17 protein-coding genes and 1 pseudogene are annotated in these 18,327 nt (G+C 70.4%); 8 read left to right on the forward strand and 10 right to left on the reverse strand.

The genetic code is table 11. The annotated features are described in order from the left end of the window. Positions 1 to 3 precede the first annotated feature (3 nt). Positions 4 to 933, reverse strand: coding sequence for an ABC transporter permease (locus tag ACFVJQ_RS21125; RefSeq protein ID WP_385513681.1), 930 nt, complete (start codon positions 931 to 933; stop codon positions 4 to 6). A 1-nt stretch (position 934) separates the two neighbouring features. After that, entirely contained in the window at positions 935 to 2,527 is a 1,593-nt protein-coding gene (locus ACFVJQ_RS21130) for an ABC transporter substrate-binding protein (RefSeq protein ID WP_385513680.1), read from the reverse strand. 221 nt (positions 2,528 to 2,748) lie between these two features. Here ACFVJQ_RS21130 and ACFVJQ_RS21135 point away from each other — a divergent pair, with 221 nt between their 5' ends. The 4 genes from ACFVJQ_RS21135 to ACFVJQ_RS21150 are packed head-to-tail and all read left to right on the forward strand — an operon-like array spanning position 2,749 to position 7,045. Then, positions 2,749 to 3,747 (forward strand): 2-hydroxyacid dehydrogenase, encoded by a 999-nt coding sequence (locus tag ACFVJQ_RS21135; protein WP_385513679.1) that lies wholly within the window; start codon positions 2,749 to 2,751, stop codon positions 3,745 to 3,747. 50 nt (positions 3,748 to 3,797) lie between these two features. Further along, complete coding sequence (locus tag ACFVJQ_RS21140) at positions 3,798 to 5,081, forward strand: glucarate dehydratase family protein (protein ID WP_385513678.1); 1,284 nt, start codon at positions 3,798 to 3,800, stop codon at positions 5,079 to 5,081. A 7-nt stretch (positions 5,082 to 5,088) separates the two neighbouring features. Continuing rightward, positions 5,089 to 6,123 (forward strand): 2-hydroxyacid dehydrogenase, encoded by a 1,035-nt coding sequence (locus ACFVJQ_RS21145; protein WP_385513677.1) that lies wholly within the window; start codon positions 5,089 to 5,091, stop codon positions 6,121 to 6,123. Positions 6,124 to 6,133: 10 nt separating this feature from the next. Then, positions 6,134 to 7,045 (forward strand): 5-dehydro-4-deoxyglucarate dehydratase, encoded by a 912-nt coding sequence (locus ACFVJQ_RS21150; RefSeq protein WP_385513676.1) that lies wholly within the window; start codon positions 6,134 to 6,136, stop codon positions 7,043 to 7,045. A 77-nt stretch (positions 7,046 to 7,122) separates the two neighbouring features. Here the strand turns inward: ACFVJQ_RS21150 and ACFVJQ_RS21155 are convergent, their stop codons facing one another. The 4 genes from ACFVJQ_RS21155 to ACFVJQ_RS21170 form a co-directional block, all read right to left on the reverse strand. Then, a complete protein-coding gene (locus ACFVJQ_RS21155; protein ID WP_385785807.1) occupies positions 7,123 to 7,689 on the reverse strand; it encodes a hypothetical protein in 567 nt (188 codons plus the stop codon). Between the two features lie 35 nt (positions 7,690 to 7,724). After that, positions 7,725 to 8,300 (reverse strand): GNAT family N-acetyltransferase, encoded by a 576-nt coding sequence (locus ACFVJQ_RS21160; protein WP_385785810.1) that lies wholly within the window; start codon positions 8,298 to 8,300, stop codon positions 7,725 to 7,727. After that, positions 8,278 to 10,536: an MMPL family transporter gene (locus ACFVJQ_RS21165; protein WP_385785812.1), complete on the reverse strand. Its 2,259-nt coding sequence runs from the start codon at positions 10,534 to 10,536 to the stop codon at positions 8,278 to 8,280. The genes ACFVJQ_RS21160 and ACFVJQ_RS21165 overlap by 23 nt, the downstream gene beginning before the upstream one ends. 194 nt (positions 10,537 to 10,730) lie before the next feature. Next, complete coding sequence (locus tag ACFVJQ_RS21170) at positions 10,731 to 11,045, reverse strand: hypothetical protein (protein WP_385513672.1); 315 nt, start codon at positions 11,043 to 11,045, stop codon at positions 10,731 to 10,733. 187 nt (positions 11,046 to 11,232) lie between these two features. Here ACFVJQ_RS21170 and ACFVJQ_RS21175 point away from each other — a divergent pair, with 187 nt between their 5' ends. Further along, a complete protein-coding gene (locus tag ACFVJQ_RS21175) occupies positions 11,233 to 12,033 on the forward strand; it encodes an SAM-dependent methyltransferase (protein WP_385785815.1) in 801 nt (266 codons plus the stop codon). A 59-nt stretch (positions 12,034 to 12,092) separates the two neighbouring features. Here the strand turns inward: ACFVJQ_RS21175 and gatB are convergent, their stop codons facing one another. Genes gatB through gatC form a run of 4 tightly spaced genes read right to left on the reverse strand, consistent with a single transcriptional unit; the run spans position 12,093 to position 15,654 of the window. Next, a complete protein-coding gene (gatB, locus tag ACFVJQ_RS21180; RefSeq protein WP_385513670.1) occupies positions 12,093 to 13,607 on the reverse strand; it encodes an Asp-tRNA(Asn)/Glu-tRNA(Gln) amidotransferase subunit GatB in 1,515 nt (504 codons plus the stop codon). A 15-nt stretch (positions 13,608 to 13,622) separates the two neighbouring features. Continuing rightward, the gene (locus ACFVJQ_RS21185; RefSeq protein WP_129800444.1) at positions 13,623 to 13,862 is read right to left on the reverse strand and encodes a hypothetical protein; all 240 of its coding nucleotides are present in this window, start codon (positions 13,860 to 13,862) and stop codon (positions 13,623 to 13,625) included. After that, entirely contained in the window at positions 13,859 to 15,352 is a 1,494-nt protein-coding gene (gatA, locus tag ACFVJQ_RS21190; RefSeq protein ID WP_385513669.1) for an Asp-tRNA(Asn)/Glu-tRNA(Gln) amidotransferase subunit GatA, read from the reverse strand. The genes ACFVJQ_RS21185 and gatA overlap by 4 nt, the downstream gene beginning before the upstream one ends. Positions 15,353 to 15,357: 5 nt before the next feature. Next, positions 15,358 to 15,654 carry an Asp-tRNA(Asn)/Glu-tRNA(Gln) amidotransferase subunit GatC gene (gene gatC, locus ACFVJQ_RS21195; RefSeq protein ID WP_004925108.1) on the reverse strand — a complete coding sequence of 99 codons (297 nt, stop codon included), beginning with the start codon at positions 15,652 to 15,654 and terminating at the stop codon, positions 15,358 to 15,360. Between the two features lie 409 nt (positions 15,655 to 16,063). Between gatC and ACFVJQ_RS21200 the strand changes: the two genes are divergently transcribed. The 3 genes and pseudogenes from ACFVJQ_RS21200 to ACFVJQ_RS21210 form a co-directional block, all read left to right on the forward strand. Beyond that, complete coding sequence (locus ACFVJQ_RS21200; RefSeq protein WP_385513668.1) at positions 16,064 to 17,410, forward strand: FG-GAP and VCBS repeat-containing protein; 1,347 nt, start codon at positions 16,064 to 16,066, stop codon at positions 17,408 to 17,410. Positions 17,411 to 17,537: 127 nt separating this feature from the next. Beyond that, positions 17,538 to 17,954, forward strand: coding sequence for a transposase (locus ACFVJQ_RS21205; protein WP_385785820.1), 417 nt, complete (start codon positions 17,538 to 17,540; stop codon positions 17,952 to 17,954). A 17-nt stretch (positions 17,955 to 17,971) separates the two neighbouring features. Beyond that, positions 17,972 to 18,327, forward strand: a pseudogene (locus tag ACFVJQ_RS21210) (hypothetical protein); the annotation flags it as partial.

Raw genomic sequence — 18,327 nt, forward strand, 5'->3', positions numbered from 1 at the left:
CGCTCACGCCGGCACCGCCTGACGCACTCGGGGGTCGGTCAGCGCGTGGCAGACGTCGACCAGAATGTTCAGCGCGAAGATGGTCACCGCGGTGAGCAGAACGGCCGCCTGGAGGACCGCGAAGTCGCGCTGCAGGATGGAGTCGATCATGAGTTTGCCGATGCCGGGCCAGCCGAAGATCGTCTCCACGATCACGGCACCGTTGACCAGGCCCACCGTCAGGTCACCGGCCACGGTCAGCACCGGCGTCACCGCGTTGCGCAGGGCGTGACCGAAGATCACCCGGCGGGGCGTGGCCCCCTTGCTCCGGGCGATCTTGACGTAGGGGGCGGAGAGCGCGGAGACCATGCTGCCGCGCACCACCTGGACCAGCACACCGAACGGGCGGATCAGCAGGGTCGCGATGGGCAGGACCCAGACCTCGGGTCCGCCCAGGGTGCCCGAGGTGGGCAACCATCCGAGGCTCACGCCGAAGACCAGTACGCCCATGACGGCGAACCAGAAGTCGGGGATGCTGGCGGCCGTCATCGACAGCAGGCTGGCGATCCGGTCGACCAGGGAGTTGGGCCGGTAGGCGGCCAGGCTGCCGATCAGTACCGCTCCGGTGATCGCCAGCAGCATGGTCACACCGGCGAGCTGCAGGGTGACGGGGAAGGCGTCCAGCACCATCTCGGTCGCGGACTGCCCGGTCCGCAGCGAGGTGCCGAAGTCCAGCTGCACGGCGTCGACGAGGTAGTTCCACAGCTGGGCCGGGATGGAGAGGTCGAAGCCCTGCGCGGCGGAGAACTCCGCACGCTGCTCGGCGGTGGCGCTCAGCGGGAGGTAGAGGTCGACCGGGTTGCCGGTCATCCGGGCCAGGAAGAACACACCCAGCACCACGCACACCAGGGGGATGGCGCTGGAGAGTATGCGTTTGCGCAGAAAGGTAACCATGTCAGTGCTGTGCCGCCTTCGCCGGGCTGACCTCTGCCAGCCGCATCTCGTCGCCGGTGGCGGAGTTCGGCTCGTACCGGATGGACGGTGACAGGCCGAGCAGTCCGCTCATGTGGGCCAGATGGGTGTACTGAACGACCGTCTTGTTCTGGTCGGCGAGCAGATCGGCGAAGGCCTTCTGGCGCTCCTCGCCAAAGAGCGCGCCCGCGTCGGCGATGCGCCGGTCGAGCTCCTCGGTGCCGAAGGTGGACTGCGGGCCGTCGCTCAGCAGGTACTGGCTCGTGGTGAAGGCCGCGTCACCGGCCTGGTTGCCGTGCATGATCAGCAGGGCGATGGGGCCGACACCCTTGGGCAGCGGCCGGAGCTGGTACTGGAGCTGGGTGGCGGTGTCGGCCATACGGACTCGTACGTTCAGCCCGATCTGCTGCATCTGGTACTGGAGGGCCTCAGCGGTCTCCGACACCCCGGAGAACATGCCGTTGCGGGCGACCAGGGTGATCTGCCGGTCGACGGGCACACCGTCGGCCCTGGCCTCCTCGATCAGGGCCTTGGCCCGGGTCACGTTCTGCCGGGTCGGCCGGATCTCGTCGCTGTGTCCCACCACGCCGGGCGGGACCAGCTGGCCGGCCGGTTCGGCGAGTCCACCGAGCAGGGCATCGATGATGCCCTCGCGGTCCACGGCCAGGTCGACGGCCCGGCGCACCCGGTGGTCGTCGAGCGGCGGCTCGCGGCCGTCCAGCCGCAGCGCGGTCGTCTCGTTGTTGGGATAGGAGGCCGTCGTGTCCTTGTCCGCCTCGATGGGGTCGAGGGCCACGGCTATCTCCGCCTCGCCCTTGTCGATCATGGCGGCCCGGACGCTCGCGTCACTCCGCCAGACGTAGCGGGCCCGGGGGAAGGCCGGGGCCTCGCCCCAGTAGTCGTCGTAGCGGTTGAGGGAGATCGCCGCTCCGGGCTGCCAGGAGCTGACAGCGTAGGGGCCGGTGCCTATGGGGATACGGACCTTGACCTCGGCGTCGGTCGTGCGCGGCACGATCTCCACGAAGCTCAGGCGCAGCGGCAGGATCGGGTCGGGCTGCTCGGTGGTGACGGTCAGCCGTGTGTCGTTCACCGCCTTCACCTCGAGGTCCTCGTCACCGAAGACATAGCCCTCGACGTTGCAGGCGAGGTCGGAGTTGACCGCCCGGTCGATGGAGAAGGCGGCGTCCTCGGCGGTGAACGGCTCCCCGTTCTGGAAAGTCACCCCGGTGCGCATATCGAAGGTCCAGGTGCGCTCGTCCGTCTGCTTCCAGCCCGTGGCGAGCAGGGGGTGCAGTTCGCCGGAGTCCGGGTCGCGTTCGACGAGCGGCTCGGTGATGTTGGACCGGACGACGACGCCGGTGCCGGTCAGTGAGGCCTCGCAGGGTTCCAGCGTCGGTGGTTCCTGGGTGAGCACCACCCGCAGGGTGCGGCCGTCGGCGCGGCCGGCGTCACCGGCGGTGCTGCCCGCCACAGCGCAGCCGCTGGACAACAGCACCGTGCCCGCCAGGAGCATCGCAGTCGTCGCGCGGGGCCGCCTTCGTCCGGCGGGCGGGATGGGGGAAACGGAGAACTTCATCGTCGGCTCGTCTCCGGTGAGTGCTGATGTGTCGCGTTCCACGTACGGGCGACTGCGAGGAGCTGTCTACACTTGCGCACCCGGTCCGCATCTGTGAACGCCGAAGCTAAACCGGCACCGTGGCAGCGTCAAGAGATGCGCAGGATCGGATCCGTCCCGCGCCGCCGCCCAGCCGTGCGTGCCGCGCATCCCGGACTCCCTCGACGAAGACTGGAGATCACATGCCCACTCCCGGCACCACGACCGAAATCACCACCGGCGCCCCGGCCTCACCGGCCACCTTGCTCCAGGTGTCGCCCCTGCTCCCCGGCCTGGAGCGGACCCTGGCCGGGCGCTACCGCACGGTACGCCTGCACGAACTGCCCGATCCGACCGCGTACCTGCGCGACCACGGCGGCGACGTGGTGGCCGCCGTGACCAGCGCGCGGACCGGGGTCGACAACGCCCTGATGGACGCGCTGCCCCGCCTGGGCGCGATCGTCCACTTCGGCGTCGGCTACGAGACCACGGACGTGGTCCGCGCCCGGGCGCGCGGCATCGACGTCAGCAACACCCCCGACGTGCTCACCGACTGTGTGGCCGACCTCGCCGTGGGCGCGCTGATCGACTCCATGCGCCGGATGTCGGCCGCCGACCGGTACGTACGCGGCGGAGGGTGGACCGCCGCGCCGTTTCCGCTGGCCACCCGGGTGAGCGGGAAGCGGGTGGGCATCCTCGGCCTCGGCCGCATCGGCCGGGCCGTCGCGCGCCGGCTCGAGGGCTTCGGCGCAGAGGTGTTCTACTGCTCGCGCGTCCCGGTGCCCGATGTGCCCTACCGTCATCTGCCCACCGCCGAGGCGCTGGCCGCCGCCTGCGACGCGCTCGTCGTCACCGTCGCGGGCGGCGCGGGCACCGAGGGGCTGGTCTCGGCGGCGGCGCTGGAGGCGCTCGGCCCCGAGGGCCACCTGGTGAACGTCGCGCGGGGCAGCGTCGTCGACGAACCAGCCCTGGTCGCGGCGCTGGAGGCGGGACGGATCGCGGGTGCGGCGCTCGACGTCTTCGCCGACGAGCCGAACGTGCCCCAGGCACTCCTGGACTCGGACCGGGTGGTCCTGCTCCCCCACATCGCCAGTGCGACCAGGGAGACCCGCGAGGCCATGGGCGACCTGGTGCTGCGCAATGTGGAGCGGTTCATGACCGAGGGGGTCCTGCTCACACCGGTGCCGGAGGCCGCCCATTGACACCGCCGTCCACAGCTGTCTACAAATGAGAACGCCGACTACATATGAGGATGGCGTTCATGACACGGACCTCAGAGCGGATCGCCGGCGTCACCGTGACTCCCGTGGCCTTCCGGGACCACCCCCTGCTGAACACGGTCGGGGTGCACGAGCCCTACGCACTGCGCACCATCGTGGAGATCACCACGGAAACCGGTGTCAGCGGCGTCGGCGAGACCTACGGCGGCACGGTGCATCTGGAGCGGCTGCGCCGCGCCGCCGACGAACTGGTCGGCATGGACGTGTGGAGCCTCAACGACCTGATCGCCCGCTCCACGCGCGCGCTGGGCTCCGACACCACGGGCGGCGACGGCATGTCCGGCATGGTCACGGGCAGCAGCACCGTGGACCGGGTCATGTCACCGTTCGACGTCGCCTGCCTGGACATCCAGGGCAAGCTCGTGGGCCGGCCGGTCTGCGACCTGCTGGGGGGAGCGGTGCGCCCCTCGGTTCCCTACAGCGCGTACCTCTTCTACAAGTGGGCCGGACACCCGGGCCAGGAGGAGGACGACTGGGGCCCCGCGCTCGACCCGGCGGGGCTGGTCGAGCAGGCCCGCCGCATGATCGGCGCCTACGGCTTCACCTCCATCAAGCTCAAGGGCGGTGTCTTCCCGCCCGACGAGGAGATCGCAGCGATCAGAGCGCTGCGCAAGGCGTTCCCCGAGCTCCCGCTGCGCCTCGACCCCAATGCCGCCTGGAGTACGGAGACATCACTGCATGTCGCCCGGGAACTGGACGGCATCCTGCAGTACCTGGAGGACCCGACCGAGGGCATCGACGGCATGGCCGCGGTGGCCGGCGAGACCCCCACACCGCTGGCGACCAACATGTGCGTCGTGTCCTTCGACGACCTCGCCCCGGCCGTGGCCCGGGGAGCGGTGAGCATCGTCCTGTCCGACCACCACTTCTGGGGCGGTCTGCGGCGCTGCGGCCAACTCGCCTCGATCTGCGAGACCTTCGGGCTGGGCATGTCGATGCACTCCAACTCGCACCTGGGCATCAGCCTCGCGGCGATGACCCACCTCGCCGCCGCGACACCGCGGCTGACCTACGCCTGTGACACGCACTGGCCCTGGAAGCGGCCGGACGAGGACGTGGTCGACCCCACGCCCCTGCGGTTCAGCGAGGGACGCCTCGCCGTACCGACGGCTCCCGGTCTCGGCGTGGAACTGGACCGGGACGCCCTCGCCCGGCTGCACCAGCAGTACCTCGACTGCGGGTTGCGCGACCGCGACGACACCGGTTACATGCGCCGCTTCGAACCCTCGTTCTCCACCAAGACCCCCCGATGGTGAGCGGCTCATGCGCATCATGCTCAACCACCGCATCCTGAGCCGCTTCCACGACCGGCTCAAGGCCTCCACACGGGGACAGCACGACTGGCTGGAGGCCTTCGACTGGGACGCGGCACGGCTCTCCGAGGCCATCGCCGACGCCGACGTCTACGTCGGCTCCAGGCTGCGGGCCGAGGACGCGCGCCGCGCCGGACGGCTGCGGCTCGTCCATGTCGTCGGCGCCGGCTACGACGGCATCCCGCTGGACGCGCTCCACCCGGGGGTCACGGTCGCCACCACCCACCACCACGGCCGTTCGATCGCCGAGCACGTGCTCATGTCCATCCTGATGCTCTCCCGCGACGTCCTGGGAGCCGACCGCGCGCTGCGCGCCGGACGCTGGCGCAATGTGGCGGTCGATCCCGGACTTCCCTTCGGGACCACGCTGTGGGGCCGCCGGGTGGGCCTCATCGGTTTCGGCGAGACCGGCACCGAGGTCGCCCGGCTGTGCCAGGCGGTCGGCCTGCGGATCCGCGCCGTACGGCGTGACCCCTCTGCGCCGTTCCCGGCGGATCTGCGTCCCGACTGGGTCGGTGGCAACGACCGTCTGCCCGAACTCCTCGCCGACTCCGACGTCGTGGTGGTCACCGTCCCCCTGAGCGCCGCCACCCAGGGGTTGATCGGCCCGGCCGAACTGGCGGCCATGGGCCCCGAGACCCTGCTGGTCAACGTGGCCCGGGGGCCGGTGGTGCAGGAGGAGGCGCTCTACGAAGCGCTGAGCTCGGGCACCATCGCCGGTGCCGCGCTGGACGTGTGGTGGTCGGGCCCTCCCGAGGCGCCGAGCCGGCTGCCCTTTCACGACCTGCCGAACGTGCTGATGACCCCGCACCACTCGGGCCACACGGCCGACACCTTCGCCGCTCGCGCGACAGAGATCGCCGACAACATCGACCGGCTGCAGCGCGGCGACGCGCTCAGCAACGTGGTCCGCGCCCCGGCAGCAGCCGGAAGCGTCGCCGCAACACCCCCGTCCCCTGCCCGCGCTGTCCCTCACGATGAGTAGGAAACCACCCATGCTCGAAGGCGTTCTCTTCTTCCCCGTCACCCCATTCACCGCGACCGGTGACATCGACCTCGACGCGCTGCGCCGGCACATCGCGGCCGGGGTCGACGCCGGCCCGGGCGGAGTGTTCGTCGCCTGCGGCACCGGCGAGTTCCATGCCCTGGACGTCGAGGAGTTCACCGCGGTCGTGCGGACCGCCGTCGACGCGGTGGGGGGACGCGTCCCGGTGTACGCCGGGGCCGGCGGCGCACTCGGTCTGGCCAGGCGGTTCGCGCGGGCCGCGGCCGAGGCCGGTGCGGACGGCCTGCTGCTCATGCCGCCCTACCTGGTCGAGGCACCCGCCACCGGACTCGTCGCCTACACCCGGGAGGTCGCCGGGGAGACCGGCCTGCCCCTGATCGTCTACAACCGGGCCAACGCGCGCTTCGACGAGCGCTCGGCGGCGGAAGTCGCCCAGCTGCCCACCGTCATGGGTCTGAAGGACGGAACCGGCGACCTCGACCTCGTCGCGCGGATCGTCCCCGCCGTACGGGACGCACTCGACGGGACCGGCAAGCAGTTCCAGTTCTTCAACGGCATGCCCACGGCCGAGGCCAGCCAGCAGGCGTACCGGGCGCTGGGAGTGGAGCTGTACTCGTCGGCCGCCTTCGCCTTCGCGCCGGATGTCTCCCTCGCCTTCCACCGCGCGGTGGAGGAGGGCGACCAGAAGCGGATCGACGCGCTTCAGCGCGCCTTCTTCCACCCCCTGGTCCGGCTGCGCCAGCGGGTTCCGGGCTACGCGGTGGCGCTGGTGAAGGCCGGGGTCACCCTGGAGGGCCTCGAAGCCGGACCGGTCCGGCCGCCGCTGTCGTCCCTCGCCCCGCAGGAGGTCGATGAACTGGCGGCCATCATCGCCGAGGGCCGCGCCGTGCTCGCTTCCTGAGCTGCACGCCGACACGCGCAAGGGGTCCTCGGACGTCGGTGACGGACGTCCGGGGACCTCTCGTGGTCCGCGTCGGCTCAGCCGGTGGCGGGCAGGCCCAGGAGTACGTCGGTGTACTTGAGGACGGCCAGGAACAGGCCGATGACGCCGAGGGAGATGCCGGCCCAGGCGACCGACTTGATCCACGGGGCCTGCGGCTTGCCGGGGGTGCCGAACGCGGGCCGGACCAGGACGACGACGCCGACGATCAGCGCGGTCAGCGCGAACAGGCCGGCCCACACGGCCTGGGCGTTCCAGGCGTCGCCGTAGCCCTCCCTGACCATGGTGGCGACGCTGGAGGACTGCGAGGTCTGCAGTTGGCCGATGAGCGACTCGCGCGCGGAGGCCACGGTGCCGACCCAGCTGCCGGTGAGCGAGACGATGCCGAGCGCGGCCGAGACGACGGCTCCGGCACCCTGGCCGACACCGGAGGGGCCGGCCTCCTGCGACGCTTCGGGCTGCTCGTCACCGTCCTCGGCGCCGGTCATGCCGCCGGACGCTTCGTCGGTCGTGGTGGCGTCCGCCGCCTCCTCGGTCTTCTCCACGTCGGTCGTCGCCTCGGTGCCGGTGTCGGCGCCGGTCTCGTCCACAGTCTTGGTTCCCATGCGACGCACCGTACGGACGGAGTCTGAGAGGTCTCTTAATGATCGCTGTGAGCGGTACGCGCGCGTGCTTCGGACCATTCGGGGGCGAGCACGGCCCAGATCTCGTAGTCCTGGCGCACGCCCCGCCAGGGGTAGCTCTCGCGGAGCACACCCTCCCGGGTCATGCCGAGCCTTCGGGCGACGTTGATGCTGGCCGTGTTGCCGGACGCCGCGTGCCATTCCACGCGGTGCATACCGCGCTCGTCGAACGCCCAGTCGATGAGGATGCGGGACGCGCGCGTGACGAGTCCCTTGCCGGTCCCGGCGGGCTCCAGCCAGCAGCCGATCTCGCAGACGCCGGTCGCGGCGTCGAAGATCCGGAAGAGGACGCCGCCCACGAGCTTGCCGTCCAGCCAGATCCCGTGCAGGGAGCCGCTGTCCGCGGCGCGCTTGTCGGCGTACGACTGAAGGATGGCCCGCGCGGAGTCGAGGTCGGTGGCGTTCGCGCCGAACGGGATGTGCCGGGTGATGAAGTCGCGCCCGCGGTCGAGGTGGGCGAGGAACTCCTCGGCGTGCCAGGGCTCCAGGGGCCGCAGTCGGGCCCGGTCGTCACCCAGGGATATCTCGTACATCCGACGGCCGCTCCTTCTCGGTTGCGTCAACGACGTCCGTGAGCTTCTCACGTTCGGCGTCGACGTCCGGGAGATTTTCCTGCTCGGTGCGGCTTTCCGGCGGCTCGATGCTGATCCGCGGCAGCCACCGGTCGAGCCGGCGCGGCAGCCACCAGTTGGCGCCGCCGAGCAGGTGCATCAGGGCGGGGACGAGGAGCGTGCGCAGGACGAAGGCGTCGAGGGCGACGGCGGCGGCGAGCGCGATGCCGAACATCGCGATGACGCGGTCGCCGCTGAGGACGAAGGCGAGGAAGACCGAGATCATGATGACCGCGGCGGAGTTGATCACGCGGCTGGTCTCGGCGAGGCCGATGCGGACGGCGCGCCGGTTGTCGCCGGTCTCGAGCCACTCCTCGTACATCCGGCTGACCAGGAAGACCTGGTAGTCCATGGAGAGCCCGAAGAGCACCGACACCATGATCACGGGCAGGAAGGGTTCGATGGGGCCCGCGCGGCCGAGGCCGAGCAGTTCGCTGCCCCAGCCCCACTGGAAGATCGCGACGACCACGCCGAACGAGGCGGCGACGGCGGCGATGTTCATCGCGGCGGCCTTGAGCGGGATGCCGACGGACCGGAAGGCGAGCAGGAGCAGCAGACAGCCCAGGCCGATGACGACGCCGACGAACAGCGGCAGTTTCCCGACGATGACGTCGGCGAAGTCGTCGTAGCCGGCCGTGACGCCGCCGACGTGCACGTCCAGGGAAGTGCCCGTCTCGGCGCGCGGCAGCACCTCGGTGCGCAGCCGGTCCACGAGGTCGCTGGTGCTCTGCGACTGCGGGGCGGACTCCGGTACGACGGTGAGGTACGCGGTGTTTCCGCCGGTGCCGTACGTCACCGGTGTCACGGAGGCGACGCCCTGGGTGCCGCGCAGAGTGCTGCCGAGGTTGTCCAGGGCGAGCCGGTCCTCGGCGCCGTGCACCTCGGTGACCAGGGTGAGGGGGCCGTTGACGCCAGGTCCGAAGCCGTCCGCCAGGAAGTCGTACGCCTGCCGGGTGGTCGTCGATTCGGGGTTGTTGCCCTGGTCGGAGGTGCCCAGGTGGAGCGAGAGGGTGGGCAGGGCGAGCAGCGTGATGACGCCGAGCGCGAGGGCGCCGAGCTTCTTGGGGTGCCGTTCGACGAAGGCGGACCAGCGGGCGGCGAAGCCGGTGGGCAGTTCGGGCTCGGGGCCGTGCTCGGCCAGCCGGCGTCGCTCGCGGCGGCTGAGCGCGCGTATCCCGATGAGGGACAGCAGGGCCGGGAGCAGGGTCACGGAGGCCGCGACGGTGAGAACCACGGTCAGCGAGGCCGCGATGGCGACGCCGTTGAGGAAGCCGAGGCGGAGGATCAGCATGCCCAGCAGGGCGATGCAAACGGTGGCACCCGCGAACACGACGGCGCGTCCCGTGGTGGCCACGGCGCCCGTGACCGCCTCGGTGACGCTCAGGCCGCGTTTCAGTCCGCGCCGGTGCCGCGTGACGATGAACAGCGCGTAGTCGATGCCGACGCCGAGTCCGATCAGCATGCCGAGCATGGGCGCGAAGTCGGCGACGGTCATGGCGTGTCCGAGCAGCGCGATCCCGGCGTACGCGGTGCCGACGCCGACCAGCGCGGTGGCGATGGGCAGCAGGGAGGCGGCGAGCGAACCGAAGGCGAGGAACAGCACGAACGCGGCGACGACCACACCGACGACCTCGGCGAGGTGCCCGCCGGAGGAGTCGGTGAGGCCGATGGCGGTCCCGCCCAGCTCCACCTGGAGTCCGTCGGCCCGAGCCGCCTTGGCGGTGTCCACGACGGCCTGCGCCTCGGACTCCTTGACGTCCTGGGCCTGGTCGTCGAAGGCGACGGCGGCGTAGGCAGTACGTCCGTCCGCGCTGATCCGGCCCGCCCCCTGGCCGTCGTAGGGGCTCACCACGGAGGCCACGCCGGGCAGTTCCGCGATGTCGTTCAGGGTGCGGGTCATCGTCTGTTCGACGTCGGCGGCGCGCACGGTGCCGGACTCGGTGTGCCAGACGACCGTGCCGCTCGCACCGCCGAGGTCCGGGAAGTTCTCCTGCAGCAGCTCGTCGGCCCGGCCCGACTCGGTGCCGGGAACGTTGTAGTCGTTCGAGTACGCCGTGCCGGTGGCGGCGGCGGCCGCGGTCACCCCGCCGAAGGCGACGAGCCAGAGCAGAACGGTGACCAGGCGGTGCCGAACACACCAACGCGCAAGGGCTGCCACGAACGAGCTCCCGGAGTGACGATGTGTGGATCTTTGACCGGGAACAGTCGTCCATGAACTGAACAGCCCGCAAAGAACGCATGAGCAATGCACCGCCACTCTTGCAGGCAGAACTGATCGTTTGGTCGTTTGGTGTGCTTATTCACAGGAGTGGGAGAGACCTCACAGGACAATCGGGCGAAGTCTGTCGCCCGTCAGTCGAACTGGTCCCCCAGCGCCATCACCATCACCCCGCCGACCAACAGCCACAACGCCCTGCGGGTACGTCCCCGCGACCCGAGGAGCGCCGCCAGGGCGCACACACCGGCCCCGACGGCATACGCGGCCGGGACGAGCACCGGCGCCGCGTCCGTGACACGGAGCACCGCGGCGGCCAGCCCCACGAGGGCCAGCAACGCCCCGGTGCCCGCCGCCGCCCAGCGGGCCCGCCGCGCCTCCTGCGCCGGGTCGCCGGCGTCCTCCGCCTCGGCCGTCTCGGAGGGCGTTTCGGAATCAGCGCGTCCACTCATGGCGCGCGAGCGTAGCGCGTACCGCCGCAAAAACCGGATGCGGGGAGGTATCCCGGCTGCTAGCGTCCCGGCCGTCCGTCGTTCCCGGCACACCGCCGCCGACCGAAGCAGGTGCATTGTTTGACGGTCCGACCGAGCTCCTACGCATCCCGTTCCTCTTCCCAGGACTCAAGGAGCCCGTTCACCGATGTCCGACATCACATCGAGCACGACCGACGACCTCACTAGGCGGCTGACCCACGCCCGCTACCCGCGCAGCAGCCGCTACGACGCCCGCTGGACCATCGAGAACCAGATGGGCCCGCACGCGCTGTGGCTGCTGGAGTGGCTGGCCCCCGCGCTCGGCCTGGCGGAGCTGCGCCCCGGCGCGCGCGTCCTCGACCTCGGCTGCGGCCGGGCCATGACGTCCGTGTTCCTTGCCAGGGAGTACGACGTCCAGGTCACCGCCGCCGACCTGTGGGTCAGGCCCGACGAGAACGCCCCGCGCATCGCCGAGGCGGGCGTCGCCGACCGGGTGCTGCCCGTGTTCGCCGAGGCGCACGACCTGCCGTTCGGCGAGGGAAGCTTCGACGCGATCGTCTCCATCGACGCGTACCAGTACTTCGGCACGAACGATCTCTACCTGCCGACGCTGACCCGGCTGCTGAAGCCCGGCGGGCGGATCGGTGTCGTCGTACCGGCGCTGCGCGAGGAGATCGACGGCACCGCGCCGCCTGAGCAGCTGCAGCGGTTCTGGGAGCCGGACTTCTGGTGCTTCCACTCGGCCGCCTGGTGGCGGCGCCACTGGACCCGCAGCGGGGCCGTGGCGGTCGAGACCGCCGACTGGCTCACCGACGGCTGGCGCGACTGGCTGCTGTGGTGCGAGGTCGTGGCGGAGCACAGCACGGACGACTTCCACGTCAGGATGGCCGGCCAGTGCGCCGAGATGCTGCGCGTCGACCAGGGCCGCGCCCTGGGCTTCGTACGGGTCGTGGGGCGCCGTCTCTGAGCACATGCCGAGGGGGATGCATCCAGGTCGATGCATCCCCCTGCGGGCCCTGCCGATCGTCAGCCCTCGCTGACGCCCAGCTTCTCAAGGATCAGCTCCTTGACGCGGGCCGCGTCCGCCTGACCGCGCGTGGCCTTCATGACCGCGCCGACCAGGGCGCCGGCCGCGGCCACCTTGCCGCCACGGATCTTGTCCGCGACGGCCGGGTTGCCGGCGATGGCCTCGTCGACCGCCGCACCGAGCGCGCCCTCGTCGGAGACGACCTTCAGACCGCGCTTGTCGACGACCTCGTCCGGGGTGCCTTCGCCCGCGAGGACGCCTTCGATGACCTGGCGGGCCAGCTTGTCGTTCAGGTCCCCGGAGGCCACCAGTTCGGTGACGCGGGCCACCTGCTGCGGTGTGATGACCAGTTCGTCGAGGGCCTTGCCCGACTCGTTGGCGCTGCGGGCCAGTTCGCCCATCCACCACTTGCGGGCGGCCGCGGCGTCGGCGCCGGCCTCGATCGTGGCGACGATCGGGTCGAGGGCACCGGCGTTGAGGATCGCCTGCATGTCGGTGGCGGAGATGCCCCACTCCTCGCGGAACCGGTTGCGGCGGACCAGCGGCAGCTCCGGGAGGGCGGCGCGCAGTTCCTCGACCCACTCGCGGGAGGGGGCCACCGGGACCAGGTCGGGCTCGGGGAAGTACCGGTAGTCCTCGGCCTCTTCCTTCACACGGCCCGAGGTCGTCGTCCCCGTGTCCTCGTGGAAGTGGCGGGTCTCCTGGATCACCGTGCCGCCGTCGCCGAGCACGGCCGCGTGGCGCTGGATCTCGAAGCGCACCGCACGCTCCACGGAGCGCAGCGAGTTGACGTTCTTCGTCTCGCTGCGGGTGCCGAACTTGTCGGCGCCCTTCGGCATCAGCGACAGGTTCACGTCGCAGCGCATCTGGCCCATTTCCATACGGGCCTCGGAGACGCCGAGCGCGCGGATGAGCTCGCGCAGCTCACGGACGTACGCCTTGGCGACCTCCGGCGCACGCTCGCCCGCGCCGACGATCGGCTTGGTGACGATCTCGATGAGCGGGATGCCGGCGCGGTTGTAGTCGAGGAGGGAGTGCTGGGCGCCGTGGATACGGCCCGTCGCGCCACCCACGTGGGTGGACTTGCCGGTGTCCTCCTCCATGTGGGCGCGCTCGATCTCCACGCGGAAGGTCTCGCCGTCCTCCAGCTGCACGTCGAGGTAGCCGTTGAAGGCGATCGGCTCGTCGTACTGGGAGGTCTGGAAGTTCTTCGGCATGTCCGGATAGAAGTAGTTCTTCCGGGCGAAGCGGCACCACTCGGCGATCTCGCAGTTCAACGCGAGACCGATCTTGATGGCGGACTCGACGCCGGTCCTGTTCATGACCGGGAGCGAGCCGGGCATGCCGAGGCAGGTGGGGCAGGTCTGTGTGTTCGGCTCGGCGCCCAGCGCGGTCGAACAGCCGCAGAACATCTTGGTCTTGGTGCCGAGTTCGACATGGACCTCGAGGCCCATGACGGGGTCGTACGACGCCAGCGCGTCCTCGTACGACACCAGGTCGGTCGTGGTGGTCACGGTGAAACTTCCCTCTCAGCCCAGCAGGACGTCGTCGTCGCCCAGCCGCTTCAGCTCGCGGTAGAGGATGGCGAGGCCGGTGACGATCGCGGCGGCGGACACGGTGGCGTCGATCAGGACCAGTGTGTCCTTCTCGGCGCGGGCCTTCTTCAGCCGCTTGGCGACGCCGAACGCGCCGAACGCGGTGGCGGCCATGGACAGGTACGTACCGGACTTGGACTTCTTGAAGCCCTTGGCCTTGGTCAGTGCACTCACAGCGACGGAGCCTCCTCCAGGAGCGGGTGCCCCCACTTTTCCACGAAGGCGGCCTCGACGGCGGCGCCCACCTTGTAAAGGCGGTCGTCCTGCATCGCCGGGGCGATGATCTGCAGGCCGACCGGGAGGTTGTCCTCGGGGGCGAGGCCGCAGGGCAGGGACATGGCCGCGTTGCCCGCCAGGTTGGTCGGGATGGTGCAGAGGTCGGCGAGGTACATCGCCATCGGGTCGTCGGCACGCTCGCCGATCGGGAAGGCGGTGGTCGGGGTCGTCGGGGAGACGATCACGTCGACCTGCTCGAACGCTCGCTCGAAGTCCTGCTTGATGAGCGTACGGACCTTCTGGGCGCTGCCGTAGTACGCGTCGTAGTAGCCGCTCGACAGGGCGTACGTGCCGAGCATGACGCGGCGCTTGACCTCGGCGCCGAAGCCGGCCTCGCGGGTCAGGGAGGTGACCTCCTCGGCCGAGTGGCTGCCGTCGTCGCCGACGCGCAGGCCGTAGCGCAGGCCGTCGAAGCGGGCGAGGTTGCTCGAACACTCGGACGGCGCGATCAGGTAGTACGCCGACAGGGCCAGGTCGAAGGACGGGCAGTCCAGCTCGACGATCTCCGCGCCCAGCTCCTTCAGCAGCGCCACGGACTCGTCGAAGCGCTGGATGACGCCAGCCTGGTAGCCCTCGCCACGGAACTGCTTGACGACGCCGACGCGCATGCCCTCGACGCTGCCGCCCAGGGCGGCCTCGACGACCGGCGGGACCGGGGCGTCGATGGAGGTGGAGTCGAGCGGGTCGTGCCCGGCGATCACCTCGTGCAGCAGCGCCGCATCCAGGACCGTACGGGCGCAGGGACCGCCCTGGTCGAGGGAGGACGAGAACGCCACCATGCCGTAGCGGGACACGGCCCCGTACGTCGGCTTCACGCCGACCGTGCCGGTGACTGCGGCCGGCTGGCGGATGGAGCCGCCGGTGTCGGTGCCGATGGCGAGCGGGGCCTGGAACGAGGCGAGCGCGGCGGACGAGCCACCGCCGGAGCCGCCGGGGATACGGGTGAGGTCCCACGGGTTGCCGGTCGGCCCGAAGGCGCTGTTCTCGGTCGACGACCCCATGGCGAACTCGTCCATGTTGGTCTTGCCGAGGATGACGACGTCGGCGGCCTTCAGCTTCTGGGTGACCGTCGCGTCGTAGGGCGGGATCCAGCCCTCGAGGATCTTCGAACCGACGGTCGTGGGCACGCCCTCGGTGGTGAAGATGTCCTTCAGCGCGAGCGGCACGCCGGCCAGCGGGCCGAGCTTCTCGCCGCGCTCCCGCTTCTCGTCGACGGCCCGCGCCTGGGCGAGGGCGCCTTCGCGGTCGATGTGCAGGAAGGCGTGCACCTTCTCGTCGACGGCCTCGATGCGGGCCAGGTGGGCCTCGGTGACCTCGACGGCCGTGAGCTCGCCGGAGGCGATCTTCGCGGCGGTCTCGGCGGCGGTGAGCTTGATGATGTCCGTCATGCGGATTACTCCTCCCCCAGGATCTGCGGCACCTTGAAACGCTGCTGCTCCTGGGCCGGGGCGCCGGACAGCGCCTGCTCGGGGGTGAGCGACGGGCGGACCTCGTCCGGGCGCATGACGTTCGTCAGCGGGAGCGGGTGCGAGGTCGGCGGTACGTCTTGGTCGGCGACCTCGCTGACGCGGGCCACCGCGCCGATGATGTCGTCCAGCTGGCCTGCGAAGTGGTCGAGCTCTTCGGGCTTCAGCTCCAGACGCGCCAGCCGGGCGAGGTGGGCGACCTCCTCGCGCGTGATGCCAGGCATGCAGCGATCCTCTGGGGTGAGTGTGTGTGGTTTGAGCCCAATCCTATGGGGCGGGGGCGGAAGACCGTTAAACGGTTTCCCCGGGCCCGGTCACCGAGCGGCAGCGCCGCGCCCCTAGGGAGTGTTCTGAGTTGAGATCACGGGATCGGTCATTCCCGCTCCAGGAGGGTGCTGGCTGCGGTAGACCGGTCGCGTGACTCGTGGTGATCTGACCGATGCCGAGTGGGAGTTGATCAAGCCGCACCTGCCGCTGGGGGCGTTCGGACCGATCCCTGACCTGCGTAGCTATCCGCCTGCAACCTTTTCCCCCGTCCGACTGTCTCCTGATCATCAACCGCTCCTGTCTCTGTGGTTCCTGAGAAATCAATCGGCACAGGAGCGGTCGCACAGAATCATCAGGAGACACTTCATGCGCATTCGCCCCGCAGCCTGCGCGGCACTCCTCGTGGCGTCCCTCGCCCCCGTCCTCACGGCACCTCCCGCCAGCGCGGCGGCGGCCAGGTACGCGGACGACTTCAACGGCGACGGCTACCGCGACTACGCCAGCTACACCTACGAGCAGTACAGCAAGGGCGGCGGCGTCCGGATCACCTTCGGTACCGCCTCCGGACCCGGCACCCAGACCCAGTTGATCACCCAGGACAGCCCCGGTGTCCCCGGCGCCGACGAGACAGAGGACCAGTTCGGCGACGTCCGGGTGCCCGCCGACTTCAACGCCGACGGATACGGGGACCTCGCCGTGTCGGTGTCGCGCGAGGACGTCGACGGACGCACGGACGAGGGCGGCGTCGTCATCCTGTGGGGAAGCGCGACCGGCCTCTCGGGTGGCACCGCGATCCCCAACGCCGGCGCCAAGGTGTCGAACGCCCGCTTCGGCCGCGACCTCGCCGCCGGGGATTTCAACGGGGACGGCAAGAAGGACCTGGCCGCGATCAGCGGGAGTAAGGCCTACGTCTACCGCAGCATCACGCGCACCGGTGTGGCAGGCTCGGTCACCAGCCACGACAAGACGACGAGATTCGCGCCCACGTCCCTGGTCTCGGGCAACATGAACGGGGACTCCAAGACCGATCTGGTGATCATCGGAATCACCGACGAGCCCGACAACTTCGGCACGGACGCGTGGTTCATCAAGGGCGGCTCCCCGCTCAGCGCGGGCAAGACCCTGCGCCTCGTCACGAACTACGGCGACCCCAGCGAGGCGGTGATCGCCGACTTCAACAAGGACGGCTACGGGGACCTCGCGGCGGGCAGCCAGATGTACAACAACTACCAGGGCCGGGTGTCCATCTGGTACGGCTCCTCCACCGGCCCCGCTACCGCCGTCCGTATCACGCAGGCCACCACCAACGTCGCCGGCACCCCAGAGTCCGGCGACCTGTTCGGCTCCTCCGTCTCGGCCGCCGACATCAACGGCGACGGCTACAAGGACCTCGCGATCGGCGTCTACGGAGAGAAGATCAGCCAGGAGACGACCGAGGGCGGCGTCCACGTCCTGCGCGGCAGCGCGAGCGGGATCACCGGCACCAACTCCCAGTGGCTCGCCCGCAACACCGCCGGCGTCCCCGGCGACGTCGCATGGAACGACTGCTTCGGCGAGCCGGTCCGCCTCCGCGACACCAACCGCGACGGCAAGGCCGACCTCTACGTCGGCGCCATCAACGGCTCGCTGCGCTTCCCCGGCACGTCGTCCGGCGTCACCACGACCGGTGTGACCGACGCCGACACCGAACTCATCTGGGGCATGCTCCAGTAGGCCCGGCCTCCCGCCCAGCAGCCTGGGGTTCGCCTTGTTCGTACGAGTGCGCCCGCGTCGTGGCCGCTCGCGCAGTTCCCCGCACATTCCCGCTCCAGGAGGGTGCTGGCTGCGGTAGACCGGTCGCGTGACTCGTGGTGACCTGACCGATGCCGAGTGGGAGTTGATCGAGCCGCACCTGCCGCTGGGGGCGTTCGGACCGATCCCTGACCTGCGTAGCTATTTCAACGCGGTGATGTGGCGGTTCCGTACCGGCAGCCCCTGGCGGGATGTGCCGGACAGCTACGGCTCCTGGTCGACGATCTACGACCGGTTCCGGATGTGGGCGCGTGACGCGGTCTTCCAGACCCTCATGGACGCGATGATCGCCGAGGCAGCGGCCCGCGACGATGTCGATCTCAGCCTGGCCAGTGTGGACTCGACGGTTGTCCGCGCGCATCACCATGCGGCGGGCGTAGTGGTCGACCCGGAACTCCTTGAGGATCTGGAGAAGGCCGTGGCGGAGGAAAAGGGGCTGCAGCAAAGAGGCAAAACGACCCCGTAGGAGAGGGGTCCGCGGACATGGAGGATCCCGAGCGGGACCAGCGCCGGGCCGTGCGCCGACGCCGCAGGGCCCGGCTGCGGGCCGCCGAACTGGGCCGCTCCCGGGGCGGGCTGACCAGCAAGGTCCACCTCGCCGTTGAGCGGCGCTGCCGTCCGCTGTCCATCATCCTCACCCCCGGTCAGGCCGCGGACAGCCCGCGCTTCATCCCCGTCCTCAAGAAGATCAAGGTCCGCGGCCGGGTCGGCCGTCCCAGGACCAGGCCGGACGCAGTGGCCGGCGACAAGACACCCCATGCACCTATGGGGTCAAGCAGCTGTTTGCGAGCGATGGCAGTGCCGGCGGGGCGAAGGCGACCGCCTCGTCGAACTTCTGG

Source organism: Streptomyces sp. NPDC127197 (assembly GCF_042672405.1).
Lineage (GTDB): Bacteria > Actinomycetota > Actinomycetes > Streptomycetales > Streptomycetaceae > Streptomyces > Streptomyces flavusporus.

Coding starts and splice junctions, on each gene's coding strand:
- ACFVJQ_RS21125 (WP_385513681.1), bottom strand. CDS start 933: ATGGTTACCTTTCTGCGCAAACGCATACTCTCCAGCGCCATCCCCCTG.
- ACFVJQ_RS21175 (WP_385785815.1), top strand. CDS start 11,233: ATGTCCGACATCACATCGAGCACGACCGACGACCTCACTAGGCGGCTG.
- ACFVJQ_RS21160 (WP_385785810.1), bottom strand. CDS start 8,300: ATGTACGAGATATCCCTGGGTGACGACCGGGCCCGACTGCGGCCCCTG.
- ACFVJQ_RS21200 (WP_385513668.1), top strand. CDS start 16,064: ATGCGCATTCGCCCCGCAGCCTGCGCGGCACTCCTCGTGGCGTCCCTC.
- ACFVJQ_RS21135 (WP_385513679.1), top strand. CDS start 2,749: ATGCCCACTCCCGGCACCACGACCGAAATCACCACCGGCGCCCCGGCC.
- ACFVJQ_RS21145 (WP_385513677.1), top strand. CDS start 5,089: ATGCGCATCATGCTCAACCACCGCATCCTGAGCCGCTTCCACGACCGG.
- gatC (WP_004925108.1), bottom strand. CDS start 15,654: ATGCCTGGCATCACGCGCGAGGAGGTCGCCCACCTCGCCCGGCTGGCG.
- ACFVJQ_RS21170 (WP_385513672.1), bottom strand. CDS start 11,045: ATGAGTGGACGCGCTGATTCCGAAACGCCCTCCGAGACGGCCGAGGCG.
- ACFVJQ_RS21140 (WP_385513678.1), top strand. CDS start 3,798: ATGGCGTTCATGACACGGACCTCAGAGCGGATCGCCGGCGTCACCGTG.
- ACFVJQ_RS21130 (WP_385513680.1), bottom strand. CDS start 2,527: ATGAAGTTCTCCGTTTCCCCCATCCCGCCCGCCGGACGAAGGCGGCCC.
- gatA (WP_385513669.1), bottom strand. CDS start 15,352: ATGACGGACATCATCAAGCTCACCGCCGCCGAGACCGCCGCGAAGATC.
- ACFVJQ_RS21150 (WP_385513676.1), top strand. CDS start 6,134: ATGCTCGAAGGCGTTCTCTTCTTCCCCGTCACCCCATTCACCGCGACC.
- ACFVJQ_RS21155 (WP_385785807.1), bottom strand. CDS start 7,689: ATGGGAACCAAGACTGTGGACGAGACCGGCGCCGACACCGGCACCGAG.